Origin of the sequence: Gemmiger sp. (assembly GCF_036306485.1) — a bacterium.
GTDB lineage: Bacteria > Bacillota > Clostridia > Oscillospirales > Ruminococcaceae > Gemmiger.
On the sequence record NZ_JAXJZK010000058.1, the window covers coordinates 36204 to 53029 of the forward strand.

Below are 16826 nucleotides of genomic sequence, written 5' to 3' on the forward strand. Positions count from 1 at the left end.
GGCACCTCCTTACAGATCGTCAAAATCGTAGGTCTTGGGACGCCGCCGTGCGGTGCCCTCCAGCGCCAGGGCCGCGCCCTCGCTCCAGCCGGCGGCCGAACAGGCCAGCGCCGTGCGGCGCCGTGCCGGCAGGTCCAGCAGGGAACAGAGCAGACGCAGCGCTTCGGTGTCCCGCTGGCCGAGGATCGGGGCGGCGGCCTCGTCGGGATGGGCGCGCAGCTGCGCCGTATAGCGGTCCCGGCTTTCCAGGCGCAGGGCAAAGGGATACCGCAGCCGGTCCATCGCAATGCGGCAGAGCGTCGAGGGACTTTCTCCGACCGTGGCCTGGTCAAAGGCGGCGTCGTACTCTTCGGGGCGCAGTACGCCGCCCTCAAAGCATTGGCGGTACCGGTACCCGATGCCCTCAATGCTGTGGTTGAAAATGTGGGCGGGGGTGTTCTCGTCCAGCAGTTCGCTGTATTCGGGGAAGAACAGCGCGGCCTGCGGCTCGCCGTCGGGGGCAAACACCGCCTCAATGTCAGCACTGACGGCTCCCACCAGCCGGATCAGCCCGGTGGGGGCATCGGGGGCGGCGTCCAGCACAAAGCGGCGCAGCTGCCGGCAGTTGGTGAACAGGTCGCTGCCCAGCCCCAGCGCGGCCGACGCCCCGCGGCCGATCCGCAGCTCCTCGAGCTGGCGGCAGTTGTAGAAAGCGCCGTTGTTCAGGACCGATACCGTGCCGGGCAGGGTCACCTGCCGGACAAAGTTGCCGGTCACCTCATGGGAAACTTCCTCGCGAGGGGAGCCGTCGCTGCTCCAGAACCGGAACGTGGGGTCATTCGCGGGACGGCGGTCGGCAAAGCAGTAGGCGCCGATCTCCGCAACGGGAACGCCGTCCAGAGCGGCCGGAACAACGGGCACCGGACTGTCCCCGTAGACGCGCAGAATCCTTGCGCCGCCCCGGCAGGGCTGCCACAGCAAACCAAGGGTAGAATCCAAAACAAAACCGCCTTTCCGCAAGGGCGCACCGCGAAAATTTTACGATGCGCTGACTTGACATTATCCTGATTATAGCATAAATTAGACAGGTAAGGAATATGAAAAACGCACCGAATCCAACCGGTGCGTGAATTTTTTGCCAAAAACTATCCGGAGGATTGCACCATTATGCGAACGACCGTCAGCCAAAACGGAATTCTGACCGGCAGCATTCCCAGACAGCTGCTGCTCTTCTTTCTGCCGATCTGGTTCGGAACGCTGTTCCAGCAGTTGTACAACACGGTGGACACCCTGATTGTCGGCAACTTTGTGGGAACACAGGCGCTGGCGGCAGTCGGTGCCACCGGTGCGTTTGTCCAGCTGCTGGTGGGTGTGTTTGTCGGGCTGTGCAGCGGTGCCGGTGTCATCATCTCGCAGAGCTTCGGTGCCGGAGACCCCGACCAGGTGGACCGCCAGGTTCACACGGCCCTGGCACTGGCCCTGGCCGGCGGTGCCGTCCTGACGGTGCTGGGTCTGGCGACCAGCCGGCTGGTGCTGGAACTCATGCGCACCCCCGACGAGATCATCGACATGGCCACGCTGTATCTGCGCATCTACTTCCTGGGCATGATCCCGCAGATCGTCTACAACATGGGTACCAATATTCTGCGCGCTGTGGGCGATTCTAAACGTCCGCTCTATTTTCTGATCATCGCGTCGCTGGTCAACATCGTGCTGGATATCCTGCTCGTGGCCGTGGTGCCGTGGGGGGTGGCCGGTGCAGCCATTGCGACGGTCGTCAGCCAGGTGGTCAGCATGGTGCTCACCCTGCGCTGCCTGTCGGGATCGGACGGTATGCCCTGGAATCTCCACGACGGCCACATCCGGATGGAGCCGGAGGTGCTGCAGGACATCTGCCGGATCGGCCTGCCCGGCGCGGCGCAGTCCGCACTGTACAGCATCAGCAACATGATCATCCAGAGCGCCGTCAACGGGTTCGGCACCACGGCGGTCGCAGCCTGGAGCGTCTACGGCAAGATTGATTTCCTGTTCTGGATGACGGTCAGCTCCTTCGGCATCGCCGTCACGACCTTCACGGGCCAGAACTTCGGCGCCCGGCTGTATGACCGGGTGCGGCGCGGCACGCGGGTCTGCCTGGCCATGACGGCCGGCACCACGCTGGCCATCAGCCTGATCCTGTATCCGCTGGCCGCCTTCCTGTTCCGGCTGTTCAGCGACGATGAGGCCGTCATCGCCCAGGGCGTCCAGATGATGCACTTCCTGGTGCCGGCCTACATGACCTACATCTGCATTGAGATCCTCTCCGGCGCACTGCGCGGCTGCGGCGACGTGAAGGTTCCCACCATCATCACGGTGTTCGGCGTCTGCGGCCTGCGGGTGCTCTGGCTGATTGTCGCGCTGCCCCGCTGGCATGACGTCACGGCCGTCGAGTTCAGCTATCCGCTGACCTGGACCGTCGCCAGCCTGCTGTTCGTCGTGTACTACCTCAAGGGCGGCTGGATGAAGCGCTGCATCGCGGCCAAGGAAGGCAGCACCGCAGAAGCCTGAGATTTCTGTCAGACAAAAAAGGAACGGGTACCCGACCGATGCCGGGTACCCGTTCCTTTTTGCTTTTGTGAGACCCTTCGCGGAAAACGTCCGTTACTTCGTGCCGAAGATGCGATCGCCGGCATCGCCGAGACCGGGAACGATGTAGCCGTTTTCGTTCAGGCATTCGTCCTCGGCGGCCACATAGATGTCCACGTCGGGATGCGCCTCATGCAGGGCCTTGAGTCCTTCCGGCGCAGCGATCAGGCCGATGAACTTGATGTGGCGGGCGCCGCGCTTCTTGATCTGGCCGATGGCGTCAATCGCGCTGCCGCCGGTGGCCAGCATGGGGTCCAGCACAAAGACATCGCGCTCGGCAATGTCCTTGGGCAGCTTGCAGTAATACTCAACGGGCTCCAGCGTCTCCTCGTTGCGGTACAGACCGATGTGGCCGACCTTGGCGGCGGGGATCAGGGTGAGCATGCCGTCCACCATGCCCAGACCGGCGCGCAGGATGGGAACCAGCGCCAGTTTGCGGCCTGCCAGCACACGGGTGCGCGCCAGGGCAATGGGCGTTTCCACCTCCACTTCCTCGGTGGGAAGGTCACGGGTGGCCTCGTAGCAGAGCAAGGTGGCCAGCTCGCTGACCAGATCGCGGAACTCCTTGGTGCCGGTGTTGCGGTCACGCATCAGGCTGATTTTGTGCTGGATCAGGGGATGGTCAACAATTTTAACAACGCTCATGGCAGGTTCTCCTTGTCTTGTTTGATTACGCATATTCCAAGCCTGCACAGGCAGGCGGGGTTCGGTTACAGATTCTCCAGCGCCATCATCTTGTCAATGCGCTTCTGATGACGGCCGCCTTCAAATTCGGCATCCAGAAAAGCGTCCACGATGGCGCAGCCCAGTCCGGGGCCCACCACGCGGCCGCCCATGCACAGGGCGTTGGCGTCGTTGTGACGGCGGGTGAACTCCGCGCTGAAGGTGTCGGAGCAGCAGCAGGCACGGATGCCGCGGATCTTGTTGGCGCACATCGACATGCCGACGCCGGTGCCGCAGCACAGAATCGCCAGATCACTGCGGCCCTCCCGCACGGCGCCGCAGGCCGCGGCGGCATAGTCGGGGTAATCGCAGCTGGCGGTGCTGTCCGTCCCGTAATCGGTGAACGCGATGCCGCGCTCGGTCAGATGCTGTTTGATTGCTTCCTTCAGTTCGTATCCGCCGTGGTCAGCGCCCAGGGCGATGGGTTTGTCAGATTTGAATGCCATAACGTTTCCTTTCCCTTTATTTACTACTTTCTCCCTCGGGACGGCTCTGCCCGTCTGCCGCTTCCCGCGCGGCACGGTCCCGTTCGGCCTGGCTCAGCCGGTGATACTCCGGCAGCAGATCCGCCGGCGGTACGCAGCCGCCGTCCTCCCACAGGGCTTTGCCGGCCAGGGCCACCCCCGCACCCCGCAGCACACGCAGCGGCTGCGGGCAGGGCAGGACCCCCGGCACACACCCATACTTATTGTAACACAATGCGGCGCCGTCGCCAACAAAAAACACAGGTTTTTTACAGCCTTTTACAAAATTTTCCATGGCGTCGGCCGGTTCGGCGGTATCGGCAGTCAGCCGTTCATGGGTGGCCAGGTCAAACGCGGCCCAGTACACCTGACCGCGGCGGGCGTCCAGGGCGCCGATCACCGTGCCTTCCCCCGCCATGCCGTAGGCCAGAGCAGCCAGCGTCGAGACGCCGGCGCAGGGCGTATTGCAGGCAAAGGCCAGCCCCTTCACGGCCGAAAGCCCGATCCGCAGCCCCGTAAAGCTGCCCGGGCCCGCCGTCACGGCGTACAGATCAATCTGGCCGGTGGTCAGGCCGCAGCTTTTCAGCGCGGTGTCCACCATGGGCAGCAGCGTTTCGCTGTGGGTCAGACCCGTGTTGCTCGCGGTCTCGTAGAGCAGGGTGTCGTCCCGCATCACGGCGACGGCGGCGGTTTTTCCGGCGGTATCGATGGCAAGAATATTCATGCTGTGCAGTCCTTCCCCTCAGAGATTGCGGATCGTGATCCGGCGGGTGGTGTCATCCAGACGCTGGATGTCGATCATGATGGGGTTCTCCTGTGCCAGAATCCCGGCACAGTTTTCGCTCCACTCGGCGGCCACGATGGCGCCCATATCCAGATAATCGTAGAACCCGGCGGCGGCCAGATCGGTCTCGGAGTGGATGCGGTACAGATCAAAATGGGCAAAGGGGCGCGGCCCGCGGTAGTAGTTCACGATCGCAAAGGTGGGGCTGGACACCGGATCGGTGCAGCCCAGGCCCTCGGCCAGACCCTGGCAGAAGGCCGTTTTGCCCGCTCCCAGTCCGCCGGTAAAGGCGATCAGGGCGCCGGGCGCCAGCCGGTCGGCAAGACGGCGGCCCAGTGCCACCGTTTCCTCCCGGGAATGGGTGATATATTCTTCCATGCGGCAGACCTCCCCACTGTTGAAGCGGTTCCATTATACACCATACCGGAATGTTTGTAAAATATTTCTGCGGTCTTGGCATACCGCGCCGCGCTGCGGTATAATGTTGGGAAGAAAGGGGGAGAAGGGATGCTTCATTTGGCGCGGCGGTATCTGCGGCAGATCGACAGCGTGTTCCTGCTGCTCTGCATGGCCTGTTCGGCGCTGAGCGTGCTGGTGCTCATCTCGATCGGGCAAAGCCAGCTGGGCTCCATCAACAAGGCGTCGGTCCAGTTCATTGCCAGTGCACTGGGCGTGATGCTGGCCCTGATCGTCTCCACGATTGATTACCGGGCCCTGGCCCGGGCCTGGCCCCTGCATGCGGTGCTTGCATGGGGGCTGGTGGCTCCGACGCTGTTCCTGCACAATGTGCGGCTGAATTTCCTCACGGTGGGATACGACGCCGGCGGTACCTCCAATTACAGCTGGTACCGGGTGGGCGGCATGACCTTCCAGCCCTCCGAGCTGGCCAAGATCAGTTTTGTGCTTACCCTGGCCCTGCACCTCGACCGGGTGCGCGGAAAGGTCAACCGGCCCGGCAACCTGCTGCTCCTTCTGCTTCACATCGCATTGCCGGTGCTGGCCATCCATATCCAGGGCGATGACGGCACCGCCCTGGTGTTTCTGAGCATCGGCCTCATGATGCTCTTTGCGGGCGGCATCTCAGGCTGGCTGGTGGCGGTCGGCGCCGGCGGCGCTGCGGCGGCCGGTGCGCTGCTGCTGACCATCCGGCCCAACCTGCTCAAGGGCTACCAGGCCAAGCGGATTCTGGCCGTCCTGCATCCCGAGGACCCGGCCCTGGCGGACTTCGCCTACCAGCAGAACAAGGGGGCCATGGCCATCGGCACCGGCGCTCTGACCGGAACCGGCCTGCTGGGCGACCATATCTTTGTGCCCAATGCCTGGAACGATTTCATCTTCAGCTATCTGGCCAACGCCCTCGGATTCCTCGGCGCGGCGCTCACGCTCGCGCTGCTGCTGGGCATTGCGGTGCGCATCCTGCTCACCGCCCTGCACAGCAGCGATACCCTCGGCCGGTATCTCTGCGTCGGCATCTTTGCGGCGACCTTCTGGCAGACCGTCATCAACCTGGGCATGAACCTCCAGGTGCTGCCGGTCATCGGCGTGACACTGCCCTTCTTCTCGGCGGGCGGCTCCAGCGTGGTCATGATGTACCTCTGTATGGGTCTGGTTCTGTCGGTGTCGCGGCAGACGAGACGCCGCCGGGCCCTGGCAGGTCCCGTGGACTGAAACAAAAACGACCCCGACCAACAAGGTCGGGGCCGTTTTCATGTCACGGTTCGTTGACCGGCTTCTCCCGGGAATCGCCGGCGAACAGCGCCGGGATCAGGCAGATGGACGCCAGGCCCACCAGCAGGTAGACGATGCGTGCCGGCCAGCCGGCCTGACCTCCCAGAAGCCAGGCCACCATATCCAGCTGCCAGATCGCAAAGACGCCCCAGTTCAGGCCGCCCACGATGGCGAGAAGCAGACACAATTTGTAAAACATGGAATGACTACTCATACGAACTCCCCTTTCTGTGGGAAGTATGAGCAGAAGTGCGGCAAATTATTCGACACGGGGCCATTGTTCGGGGCGTTGGGCAAAGAAGGCGCCGCAGAGCAGCAGGGCCGTGGGGTTGGTGGTCAGATGGAAGGGCTGACATTCCATATAGGCGTAGAGCAGCAGGATCAGCAGACAGCAGACCTCCACCCGGCGCCCGCTGCGCGCCAGCCCCCACAGGGCGGCGGCCATCAGCACGAGCAGCAGCGCCGCCACGACGGGGCCGAACTGGAACAGCGCAAAGGCAAAACTGTTGTCCACGGTGGGCCAGTCAAAGGCTTGCCCGGCAATGCGGACATCCAGCAGGCGATAGGCCATCCAGGTCAGCGAGATACGGCAGGTCAGCAGCGAGTCCAGCCGGGCCAGCCAGGCGGGCCCGATGTCGTTGTTCCAGGGTCCGACCTTGATGACGAGCAGCGGCAGCAGGTAACTCAGGGCAGCCTCGGCGACGGCAAACGCCGCACAGCCGGCCGGCCAGAGACGGGGCACCGGACGACCCGCCCGCAGGCGGCAGACCGCCAGCCCGACGGCCAGCGCCAGCGAACACAGGGCAGCCGTCCGGCTGGCGGGCCCCACCATCAGGAAGATGCCCACCGCTGCCGCCGCGGCACAGTCCGCCCACCGCACCCGGCCGGCCCGCAGCAGGGCATAGGCCAGCAGCAGGCCGAACACCAGCCCGCCGAAGGTGTTGGGGTGGCCGTACCCGTAGGTGCCGCGCAGCAGACCCATCCGTTCGCTGGTCAGATCGGGCGCTACGATGCCGGCAAAATGCAGCACCAGCACCACGGCCATCGCCGCCCCGCCGCTGATCAGATAGGCGCGCAGCGGACGGCGCAGCGGCAGGTCCTTGGCGGCCATGACCGCCACGACAATGCCGATCCACCAGATGTTCTGACTGTTGAAGTAGGTCCAGCGGCCGATGAAGTACAGCGCGCCGCCCACAACAAGCTCGGCCCAGGTGTACCGGGTCCCCAGCAGGATCTTGGCCCCGAAACAGAGAAAGGCCGCCCATTCCAGAATCGGGCTCAGGACACCCTGTACCCAGCTCCAGTTCTCCCGCGCCATGCTGTTGCAGAAGACCACCGAGACCTCGTAGGCGGCCAGGCCGACACAGAAAACCGCCGCCCCGGCCCGCAGCCGGAGAGACTCCGCCCGGGAACTGAAGAGCAGGTGCGGCCGGCTCCACAGGTCGGCCAGCGCGGGCAGCAGCGACCCGGCGGCGCGCCATCCGCGCACCAGGTCCACGGCCGCTGCCGCAAAGAGGGCAAGGAGCAGAAAATTGGCAAATTCAAACAAAACGGAATCCTCCTCCGAAGGGCAGGATGGGGCGCCGGTCCGGCCGGCACCCGCCGAAAATTTTCTTTATTATACCCCTGCCCGCCGGGGTTTGACAAGGGCGCGGGGGGATGGTATTCTTAAAAGATAAAGGAAGGGGGACGGCTCATGACGGCTCAGCGATACCGCCGCATCTTTGCCTGGTTCAATGCCCGCCCGGCGGCCAAACAGGCGCTTCGCCTCTGCCAGAGCGGCAGCGTGCTGGCGGTGTACCTGATCTATCTGGGCATGCTCACCGTGCTTGCCTGGCAGCGGGACGCCCGTCTGCTCCCCGTGGTGGCGGCGCCGGCGTTTGTCTTTCTCAGCGGTACCGTGCTGCGCCGTGTCATCAACCGCCCGCGCCCCTACGAGACGCTGCATTTTTCGCCGCTCTTCCCCAAAAACACCCGCGGCAAAAGTATGCCCAGCCGGCATTGCTTTTCGGCGGCGGCCATCGCGGCGGCGGCCTGGACGGTCTGCCCGCCCCTGGGTGCGGCGGCGGTTGCGCTGGCCCTTCTCATTGCGGGCACCCGGGTGCTGACCGGGGTCCATTATCCGGGCGACGTGCTGGCGGGGCTTCTCTACGGCGGCGCCGCTGCCGCCCTCATCCTGGCCATTCTGCTCTGAAAACGGAGGAAACCACCTGTGAAACGCAAACTCGGCGCACTGCTCTGCGCCTGTCTGGCGGCGCTGACCCTGACGGGATGCAGCTTCCGCGATGTGATGCTCTACCTCTACGGCGGCGATGATTTCGTCCAGGGGAGCGGCGAACCGGAATACCTGACCTACGACGGCGACAACGGCATCACGGTCTGCTACAATGCCAACGACTGGAACACACCGGTCATGCAGCAGCAGGACACCATCAGCATCACGGCGGGCAACCGCCTGGACTACACGGCGGTGCTGCTGCAGGTGACCGACACCTATACGGATTTCCTGGAACAGTCGGGGGAGGAACTCAACGCCGAGACCAACACGGTGCGGTATGATTTCTCCCTCACGGTGCCGGACGCCTCGGCCGAGGCGGTGCGGTACGACTGCGGCAGCTACCAGATGATCTTTGCCGAGATCGCGTATGACTGCGGCACCACGCTGTATGTCTCGGCGGCATCCCGGTCGGCGGATTACGATCCCATCGTCGAGCTGCTCCAGAACGTCTATCCCACCGGCCACACGCCCGAGACCGCAGCACAGGCATCATAAAAAAATCCCCGTCTGAAGCCAGACGGGGAATGCTGCTTTTACCGCACAAAGTTGGTGCGCACCGAATTCTCGGCAGTCGGGGCGGTCACGCCTGCCGCCTTGCCGGCCTCGATGCACTTGAGAATCCAGGCCATGTTGTGGCCCAGATTGCGCATGATCTGCAGGCCCTCGGCGTCGCCGGGCACCTGATCGGCGGAATTGCCGTGGACCATCGGCCAGTAGGTCGAGCTGATCAGCGGCATTTCATAGAACTGGGGAACCTTTTCCAGGGCCTCCAGCGCGCTGGTGGTGCCGGCACGGCGGGCGGTGGTCACGACAGCCGCCGGCTTGTGGCGCAGCGTGCGCCCGGCGCTGTATCCGAGCCGATGCAGGAATCCCAGCATCCCGGCCGCGGCCGTGGCGTAGTGCACCGGCGCGCCGAACACGAACCCGTCGGCCTTTTCGGCCAGGGGAAGCACATCGACCACCGGACCGCCGAACACGCAGTGTCCGGCCTTGACGCAGCCGCCGCAGCCGATGCAGCCGGCCACCGGCTGGGAACCGATGTGGAAGATGGTGGTTTCAATGCCGTCCGCTTCCAGTGCCGCCGCCACTTCACGCAGTGCGGCGTCAGTGCAGCCATGGGCGTGCGGGCTGCCGTTGATGAGTAATACATTCATATTGGTTGCCTCCGATCTCTGATCGGGATGCCGGTCCATCCGGCGCCATCCCTTTCTTACAGTATATCATACGCCGCAAGTCCCCGCAAAAGGAAGTGCATTTCATGTCCGAACCCAAAACCTGTCCGCTCAAGGCGCGCCGCTGCGGCGGCTGCCCGCTGCTGGACAAACCCTATGAGGAACAGCTGGCCGAAAAGCAGCAGACCGTCACCCGGCTGCTGGGCCGTTTTGCGGCGCCGGCGCCCATCCTGGGCCAGCAGAACCCCTGGCATTATCGCAACAAGGCGATTGCCAGTTTTGCCGCCGGACCGCGGGGGCGCCTGACCTGCGGTATCTATGCCGAAAACTCCCACAAGGTCCTGCCCTATGCCGACTGTCTGCTGCAGGATGAAGTCATCAACCGGACCATCGCCGCGGTGCTGGAAGCGGCCCGGCTCTGCCGCTGGCCTGCCTACCAGGAGGACCGGGAGACCGGTCTGCTGCGCCATGTGCTGGTGCGGCGGGGCCGCTCGACGGGCCAGGTGCTCGTGGTGCCGGTGACCGCCGAGGAACGCCTGCCGGGCAGCCACAATTTTGTCAAGGCACTGCGCCGGGCAGCCCCCTGGGTGACCACCGTGGTGCAGAACTGCAACCCGCGCCATACCAGCGCCGTGCTGGGCAATGACGTGCGGGTGCTCTACGGACCCGGCAAAATCACCGATACCCTCTGCGGGCTGGAATTCTCGCTCTCGCCCCGCAGCTTCTATCAGGTCAACCCCGAACAGACCGAAAAACTTTACACCACGGCGCTGGAGTTTGCGCAGCTCACCGGCAGGGAGACCGTTGTGGATGCCTACTGCGGCATCGGCACAATCGGCCTGTGTGCGGCATCCCGGGCGGCGCAGGTCATCGGTGTCGAGCGCAACCCCGACGCGGTGCGCAACGCACAGGCCAACGCCCAGACCAACCGGATCACCAATGCGCGGTTTGTCTGCGCCGATGCCACGGCCTGGATGCGTGCCGCCGCGGCGCCCCCGGCTGCGGGACGGCTGCGGCCCGACGTGATCTTTCTGGACCCGCCCCGGGAGGGCAGCACCCCCGCCTGCCTGGCAGCGGTGACCGCCCTGGCTCCGTCGCGGATCGTCTATGTGAGCTGCAATCCCGTGACGCTGGCCCGCGACCTGGACCTGCTTGCCCGGCGCGGCTATCGCACCGATGCCCTGCAGCCGGTGGATATGTTCCCCCATACCCGGCACTGCGAGGTCGTCGCCCGGCTGCAGCGGGCCGAACCGTAACAAAAAAGGACGTTCCCCGACAGCGCACTGCGCCGGGAAACGTCCTTTCTTTCTTTTATAATAGGGAAGGGGACTCAGGAGCGGGGCTCGTCCTGGGAGGCGGTATCCCGGGCGATTGCGCTGGCCAGATCATCCTCCCGCATCCGGTTGATGGTCTTTTCGATGGAGAAGCTCCGGTCCAGCGGAATGTAGACGCACAGCAGCGCCGGCACCGTCGGGACCCAGAAGTTCGTGAAGGGCAGGAGACCGAGCGTCAGCGGGAAGAAGAGGGCCATCACGCCCCAGTAGATCAGCTGGATGAACAGCGCTCCCGCACTGCGCGGCAGGTAGCCCAGAAACAGCAGCACGCTGTTCTTGAGAACCCCGTAGAAGGGCATATCCAGCAGGGCAATCTGGGGCCAGATGTAGGTGAACAGCCCCACCGTCAGGAAGATGCTGACGAACAGCATGATCCAGGTGGCCGACGAGGCTTCCAGTTCCTGCAGATGGAACATCGTAAAGAGCTGGATGCCCACCACGAGCCCGAAGATCACGCCGGGCAGCAGACTCTCTTTTGCGTTGCGTTTCCAGGCACGGCGGTAGGTCTGCCACCAGTAGCCCGGTTCGTCGCGCAGACTGCGCAGGATCGTGTCGGCCAGGGCGGTCAGCTCGGGACCCAGGATCAGCCCGCCGATCACGCCGGCCAGCACGACCATCAGCACGGCGTGGGTTTCAATGGCGAGGAACATCCCCACCATCAGCGGAATGGACCCCACGAACGCCAGGAAACCGGCACGGAAAAAGCTCCACATATCGCGGCCCAGCATCTCAAACAGCCGCGCCGCACCCTTTTTGCGCGGAGCGTCAGGGCTTACGCCGGGGCCGGGGCGGGTGAATCGATCCGATGAAAAAAATCCCATGACTTTGTTCTCCTTACGAAATGGTTTCTTTTTGTGAATTATAGCATCTTTTGCCCCGTTGGGCAACAGCGCCGGCGCCGGGCGGAAAAATTCTTGATGTAAAATTCCGGGGTTTAATCTTTACAAATCATTACAAAACAAGTACAATGAATTTACCACACGGCGGCCGCCGGGTGCCGGACCGGGGCACGGAACGCCGAAGACTCAACCCGACAGAAAAGAGGACTTAGCTTGATGAAACGTTACTTTTTCTGCATTCTGGCGGTTCTTGCCGCCTGCGTCATGCTGGCCGCCTGCAAAAAATCCGACGACGGTCAGGGAGCGGATTCCGTCCAGGAACCCACGTCGCAGACCACGCCGGAACCGACCCCCACGCTTCCGCCCTATGAGGCCAACGTGCTGACCGGTGAGCCCAAGGGGGACGATTACCCCGAAGGACAGCGCATCACCGCCGTCATGGTCAACAACCTCGTGGACGCCCGTCCGCAGCGCGGACTGTCCCGCGCCCAGATGCTCTTCGAGATCAAGGTCGAGGGCGGCATTACCCGCTTCATGCCGGTGTTCAACGACTATCATGACATTGAGGAGATCGGACCCATCCGCTCCGGCCGTGACCAGTTCTTCCAGCTGATCCTGCCCTGGCAGGCGCTGTATATCCATGAGGGCGAGAGCGTTGTCATGACCCAGTATGCGAAGGACTACGACTACGGTCTGCTGAACAACAATAACGGCGCCAACGGATACCGCGACTACAACCGTGTGAACTGGCGCGGCCAGAGCTACGGCAACGGCCTGGCCAAGGAACACACGATGTACACCAGCGGCCAGAACATCGCCGACTATATCCAGGACAACAACGTGGATATGAACCGCACCTACAACTCCACCTTCTTCAACTTTGTGGATTACCGGCAGGAGAACCCGGTGCGTGACCTGGCCAACAGCCAGGATTCCGGCCTGACCACCAAGGACGGCCCCGTCGTGACGGACGGCGAGTATGTCGAAATCAGCCACAGTGCCAGCTACAAGACCCGCTTCCTGTACGACAATGTGAACAATGTCTACCTGATGCAGCAGAACTTCAGCGGCAACTGGCGCGACACCATCGATGAGGAATACGATGATGTCCAGCTGCAGTTCCCCAACGTCATTGTGCTGTTCACCGATATTCACACCTATCCCGGCCACGAGGCCAAGGACCTGCAGTATGTCGAGTACAGCTGGGGCGGTGTCGGCTATTACTGCTACGGCGGCAAGTGCGAGAAGATCTACTGGCAGAAGGGCACCCCGCTCGAAGCGTTGCGCCTGTACTACCTCAACGAGGACGGCCAGTGCAGCGATACCCCGTGCGAAATCAACATCGGCAAGAGCTATGTGACCGTAGTGGACGTCGATGAGGCCGTCAACTTCAAGAAGGGCCTGCTGAGCGAATTTGATCTGGATGCAGCCACCGTGGCGGCCAGCAACAAGTCCATTGATGCCGACGCCGAGAGCGGCGAGACGCTGGACACCTCCATCGATGAGCTGGTCAATGCGGCCCGCAACAATGCCCAGACCTCCGCTTCGAGCCAGCAGAGCAGCACGCAGGCCAGCAGCCAGACCACCCAGTCCAGCACCCAGACCACGACCCAGTCCTCCGGTGCGGACACCCCGTCCGCGCCGCAGAGCGAAGCCCAGTCCACCGAGACCCAGCAGGAGACCGCAGCCGATCAGCCTGCCTCGGAGGGTGGGGAGGACATTCCCTGGGCGGACTGATCCCCCGGATTCCAACTGAGCAGCGGATGCCCGCCCGCAGGGCGGGCATTTTTTACATCCGCTGTACGGAGAGAGGAACAAATCTATGAACTATCTGAAGGCAGCGGCGGCCATTCTGCTGGCGGCGGGCCTGCTGGCAGGCTGTGCACAGCCGGGCAGCCAGGGCACTTCCGATGCGCAGTCGGCTTCCGCCACGGCGTCACCCACCGCCGCACCCACCGAACAGCCGGTGGTCGCAAATCCCCTCACCGGTGAGCCGGGCGACTTTGCGAACCGCCGCCCGGTGGCGGTCAGCATCCGCACCGGGGAAGGAACCACCCCCCAGTGGGGCGTGGCCCGCGCCGATCTGCTGATCGAGGCGGTCACCGAGGGCAAAACCGCCGGACTGACGGCGGTGTTCTCCCAGGTGGACAGCATCTCCAAGGTGGGGCCGGTGGGTCCGGCCCGGGACCTTCCGCTCCAGCTGACGCTGCCGCTCAATGCCGTGCCGGTGCATATCGGCAAAAGCGTCTATGCCTCCAACCTGCTGAACGCACTGTCCTTCCAGGACCTGGACGGCTACCATGCCGGTACGGCGGGGTTTGCCTTTGACGAGGACCGGGCATCGTCCGGCTACCGGGAGGAAAACTGCTGGTATGCCACCGGCGAGTCCGTCCGTCAGGGCTTGGCCATCTACAACACCGATACCAACGGCGCCAATATGCCGCTGTTCCACTTCGCGGAGCGTCCGGCTCCCGAGAGCCAGAACGCCAAATGGCTGTATATCACCTTCTCGGACCAGGACACCGAGGAACTGGTCTACTCGCCCGAGGTGGGGCTGTATCTGAAAAACAACGCCGACGGCAGCCCGATGATGGACGGCGACAGCGGAGAACAGGCGGCCTTCACCAATGTGTTTGTGCTGTATGCCTCCTCCGGCATCAAGGATGACGGCATCACGCGGCAGTATGACCTGTCGGGCGGTGACGGTCTGTATCTGACCAAGGGCGGGTGGCAGGCCATCCGCTGGACCAAGGGCGATGCGACGGCCCCGCTGCATCTGACCGACACTTCCGGCGCCACGCTGGATGTGAACCCCGGCAAGAGCTTCCTTGCGGTGTGGGGCGGCTACTACGGCCAGGGCCTGCGGCTGTTGGCCGAGGACGGCACCGAGCAGACGCTGCCCGCCAAGCCCGCCCTGCTGGAGAGCGGCATCCCCGACGATGTGGCCGCGGCGGCGGAGGAAGAACAGCGCCGTCAGCAGCAGATCGAGGAACAGCAGCAGCTGGTCGAACAGGCACAGCAGCAGCTGCAGACCCTGCAGGAACAGGCCGCCGCGGCGGCCGGAACGGACGGCGAGGCCGCGGCCCAGGAGGCGCTGAACGCCGGCCAGGCGGCCTACGATGAGGCCCTGTCCGCCCTCAATGCGCTGCTCCCGCAGGAAACCGCCGCCCCCGAGACAACTCCCGGACCGGAAGCGGCTTCCCAGCCGACAACAGAACTTCCGCCTGCCGCCAGTACCGATACTCCTTCGGCGGCCGGCTGACAAAACGCCCCGTTCCCGGGCCCTTGGGCTCAGGAACGGGGCGTTGCTTTTGGAAAACTTCAGTCCTCCCGGTCGGCCAGATAGCCGAAGGGGACAATGTCATACGCTTCGGCCAGATGGTCGCGCATCCACATCTCGGTGTCCAGACGCAGGCTGTAACCGCAGCCCGGATCGGTCATCCATTCCTCCGGCTTGTGGAAGGGCAGGGCATGGCTGGCCAGCATATTCATGATGACACCGCCGTGGGTCACGCAGGCCGCCTCGTCGATGTGGGACTTGATCATATACTCGAACAGCTTCATCAGCATCTCGCTGGTCCGGTCATAGAAGGCCTTGCGGTCCTCCGCGCCGTCCGGGTTGGTGCGGCTGGTCGGGTCCATCCAGGAGGCAAACTCCGGGTCCTTGACCAGTTCGGAAACCTTGCGGTTTTCAAATTTGCCGAAATTCATCTCCCGCAGATCCTGCAAAACAATCTGGCGGGCATCGGGAAACAGCAGCGAGGCGGTCTGGGTGGCCCGCAGCATCGGCGAGCAGAACACCACCGGCACCGTCGGATACCGGTACCGCGTTTGGAGCTGTTCCAGCTCGGTGCGTCCCTGGTCGCACAGCGGCAGATCGGTGCCGCTGCCGATATAGCGCCCGTCGAGGTTGCCCTCGGTCAGGCCGTGGCGGATCAGATGCAGTTTGAAATACTTCAAGACAGGTTCCCTCCGTATCGAAAAGTTACAATTTTATTACAAAATGCGACGAGGCTTGACGAAATCATACAATATTTATACAATTTGTACACGCGAAAAGCCCACATTTAGTCTGTCGAAAAAATTGCGTGGGAATCACCAAAAAAAACATCAAAAAGTTGGCGGATTTGATGTTTACAAATCGTTTTTTGGCAGATATAATTTACATCATGTAGAATAGTGTGAAGGACGGCAAATTATGGCAATGGAATTCAACCGCATCATTACGCTGCTGCGCAAAGAGCGGGGAATCACCCAAAAACAGGCAGCCGCGGACCTGGGCATCAGCCAGGCGCAGCTGTCGCATTATGAAAAGGGAATCCGGGAATGCGGACTGGAGTTTGTGGTACAGGTTGCGGATTACTACCACGTCTCCTGCGATTATCTTCTCGGGCGCAGTGCCGAGCGCAGCGGAGCCACCATCACGGTGGAGGACCTGCCCGAAACGGGCGGTTCCACCAGCGGCAGCATTTATCACGGCAGTGTTCTGCCCACGATGTATAAAAAGCTGATCGAAAACTCGCTGGATATTCTCTTTGACAAGCTGGAAAAATGCCGCGACAAGCGCATTGTGGTGGCGGTGAGCAACTATCTGATGCTCTCGGTCTATCGGATGTTCCGCCGGCTCTACCAGTCGGCGCCGGGCAATGTGGCCAGCATGTTCCGCGTGACCCCCGCCCGGTGGGAGCATGACGCCAACGCCGCCATGTCCTGGCAGGAAGGGGAGCTGGCCGCTACGGTGGCCGGCGAACTCGGGGAGCGCCCCAACACCGCCGCCTTTGAGATGACCACCGAATCGCTGGCCCGCGACTATCCGCGCCACGCGACCAGCTTGATGAACCTGATCAAGAACAGTGAGGAGACCATCCGCCGCGAAGGCCGGTGATCTCCTTTTCCCCCG

18 protein-coding genes are annotated in these 16826 nt (G+C 63.3%); 8 read left to right on the top strand and 10 right to left on the bottom strand.

Annotated features, from left to right (window positions below):
- Positions 1-9: 9 nt before the first annotated feature.
- Complete coding sequence (locus U0L91_RS12315) at positions 10-978, bottom strand: leucine-rich repeat domain-containing protein (protein ID WP_330047346.1); 969 nt, start codon at positions 976-978, stop codon at positions 10-12.
- 168 nt (positions 979-1146) lie between these two features.
- On the opposite strand from U0L91_RS12315, the gene U0L91_RS12320 reads away from it, so the two are divergent.
- Entirely contained in the window at positions 1147-2526 is a 1380-nt protein-coding gene (locus U0L91_RS12320) for an MATE family efflux transporter (protein ID WP_330047347.1), read from the top strand.
- 93 nt (positions 2527-2619) lie between these two features.
- Here U0L91_RS12320 and upp read toward each other — a convergent pair whose 3' ends face one another.
- The 4 genes from upp to tsaE form a co-directional block, all read right to left on the bottom strand.
- Positions 2620-3249: a uracil phosphoribosyltransferase gene (gene upp, locus U0L91_RS12325; RefSeq protein ID WP_330047348.1), complete on the bottom strand. Its 630-nt coding sequence runs from the start codon at positions 3247-3249 to the stop codon at positions 2620-2622.
- A gap of 65 nt (positions 3250-3314) precedes the next feature.
- Positions 3315-3773 (bottom strand): ribose 5-phosphate isomerase B, encoded by a 459-nt coding sequence (gene rpiB, locus U0L91_RS12330; RefSeq protein WP_330047349.1) that lies wholly within the window; start codon positions 3771-3773, stop codon positions 3315-3317.
- 16 nt (positions 3774-3789) lie between these two features.
- Positions 3790-4515 (bottom strand): tRNA (adenosine(37)-N6)-threonylcarbamoyltransferase complex dimerization subunit type 1 TsaB, encoded by a 726-nt coding sequence (gene tsaB / locus U0L91_RS12335; RefSeq protein WP_330047351.1) that lies wholly within the window; start codon positions 4513-4515, stop codon positions 3790-3792.
- 18 nt (positions 4516-4533) lie between these two features.
- Positions 4534-4953, bottom strand: a complete 420-nt coding sequence (tsaE, locus tag U0L91_RS12340) for a tRNA (adenosine(37)-N6)-threonylcarbamoyltransferase complex ATPase subunit type 1 TsaE (protein ID WP_330047353.1) — start codon at positions 4951-4953, stop codon at positions 4534-4536.
- Between the two features lie 129 nt (positions 4954-5082).
- Here tsaE and U0L91_RS12345 point away from each other — a divergent pair, with 129 nt between their 5' ends.
- Positions 5083-6243, top strand: coding sequence for an FtsW/RodA/SpoVE family cell cycle protein (locus U0L91_RS12345; RefSeq protein WP_330047355.1), 1161 nt, complete (start codon positions 5083-5085; stop codon positions 6241-6243).
- Between the two features lie 43 nt (positions 6244-6286).
- Here the strand turns inward: U0L91_RS12345 and U0L91_RS12350 are convergent, their stop codons facing one another.
- Together U0L91_RS12350 and U0L91_RS12355 are read right to left on the bottom strand one after the other, a co-directional pair.
- Entirely contained in the window at positions 6287-6502 is a 216-nt protein-coding gene (locus U0L91_RS12350; RefSeq protein ID WP_330047356.1) for a DUF378 domain-containing protein, read from the bottom strand.
- 60 nt (positions 6503-6562) lie between these two features.
- A complete protein-coding gene (locus U0L91_RS12355; RefSeq protein WP_330047358.1) occupies positions 6563-7852 on the bottom strand; it encodes a hypothetical protein in 1290 nt (429 codons plus the stop codon).
- Positions 7853-7999: 147 nt separating this feature from the next.
- On the opposite strand from U0L91_RS12355, the gene U0L91_RS12360 reads away from it, so the two are divergent.
- On the top strand, positions 8000-8497 hold the full coding sequence (locus U0L91_RS12360) for a phosphatase PAP2 family protein (protein WP_330047360.1): 498 nt from the start codon (positions 8000-8002) through the stop codon (positions 8495-8497).
- A gap of 18 nt (positions 8498-8515) precedes the next feature.
- On the top strand, positions 8516-9076 hold the full coding sequence (locus U0L91_RS12365; protein WP_330047362.1) for a hypothetical protein: 561 nt from the start codon (positions 8516-8518) through the stop codon (positions 9074-9076).
- A gap of 38 nt (positions 9077-9114) precedes the next feature.
- Here U0L91_RS12365 and U0L91_RS12370 read toward each other — a convergent pair whose 3' ends face one another.
- Positions 9115-9735: a flavodoxin family protein gene (locus U0L91_RS12370; protein ID WP_330047364.1), complete on the bottom strand. Its 621-nt coding sequence runs from the start codon at positions 9733-9735 to the stop codon at positions 9115-9117.
- A 104-nt stretch (positions 9736-9839) separates the two neighbouring features.
- On the opposite strand from U0L91_RS12370, the gene rlmD reads away from it, so the two are divergent.
- A complete protein-coding gene (rlmD, locus tag U0L91_RS12375; RefSeq protein WP_330047366.1) occupies positions 9840-11009 on the top strand; it encodes a 23S rRNA (uracil(1939)-C(5))-methyltransferase RlmD in 1170 nt (389 codons plus the stop codon).
- A gap of 74 nt (positions 11010-11083) precedes the next feature.
- Here the strand turns inward: rlmD and U0L91_RS12380 are convergent, their stop codons facing one another.
- The gene (locus U0L91_RS12380; protein WP_330047368.1) at positions 11084-11908 is read right to left on the bottom strand and encodes a DUF624 domain-containing protein; all 825 of its coding nucleotides are present in this window, start codon (positions 11906-11908) and stop codon (positions 11084-11086) included.
- Between the two features lie 234 nt (positions 11909-12142).
- On the opposite strand from U0L91_RS12380, the gene U0L91_RS12385 reads away from it, so the two are divergent.
- Both U0L91_RS12385 and U0L91_RS12390 read left to right on the top strand, forming a co-directional pair.
- Entirely contained in the window at positions 12143-13663 is a 1521-nt protein-coding gene (locus U0L91_RS12385; RefSeq protein WP_330047369.1) for a DUF3048 domain-containing protein, read from the top strand.
- Positions 13664-13748: 85 nt separating this feature from the next.
- Entirely contained in the window at positions 13749-15188 is a 1440-nt protein-coding gene (locus U0L91_RS12390) for a DUF3048 domain-containing protein (RefSeq protein ID WP_330047372.1), read from the top strand.
- A gap of 59 nt (positions 15189-15247) precedes the next feature.
- Here U0L91_RS12390 and U0L91_RS12395 read toward each other — a convergent pair whose 3' ends face one another.
- The gene (locus U0L91_RS12395; RefSeq protein ID WP_330047374.1) at positions 15248-15886 is read right to left on the bottom strand and encodes a histidine phosphatase family protein; all 639 of its coding nucleotides are present in this window, start codon (positions 15884-15886) and stop codon (positions 15248-15250) included.
- Between the two features lie 238 nt (positions 15887-16124).
- Between U0L91_RS12395 and U0L91_RS12400 the strand changes: the two genes are divergently transcribed.
- Positions 16125-16811 (top strand): helix-turn-helix domain-containing protein, encoded by a 687-nt coding sequence (locus U0L91_RS12400; protein WP_330047376.1) that lies wholly within the window; start codon positions 16125-16127, stop codon positions 16809-16811.
- Positions 16812-16826 lie beyond the last annotated feature (15 nt).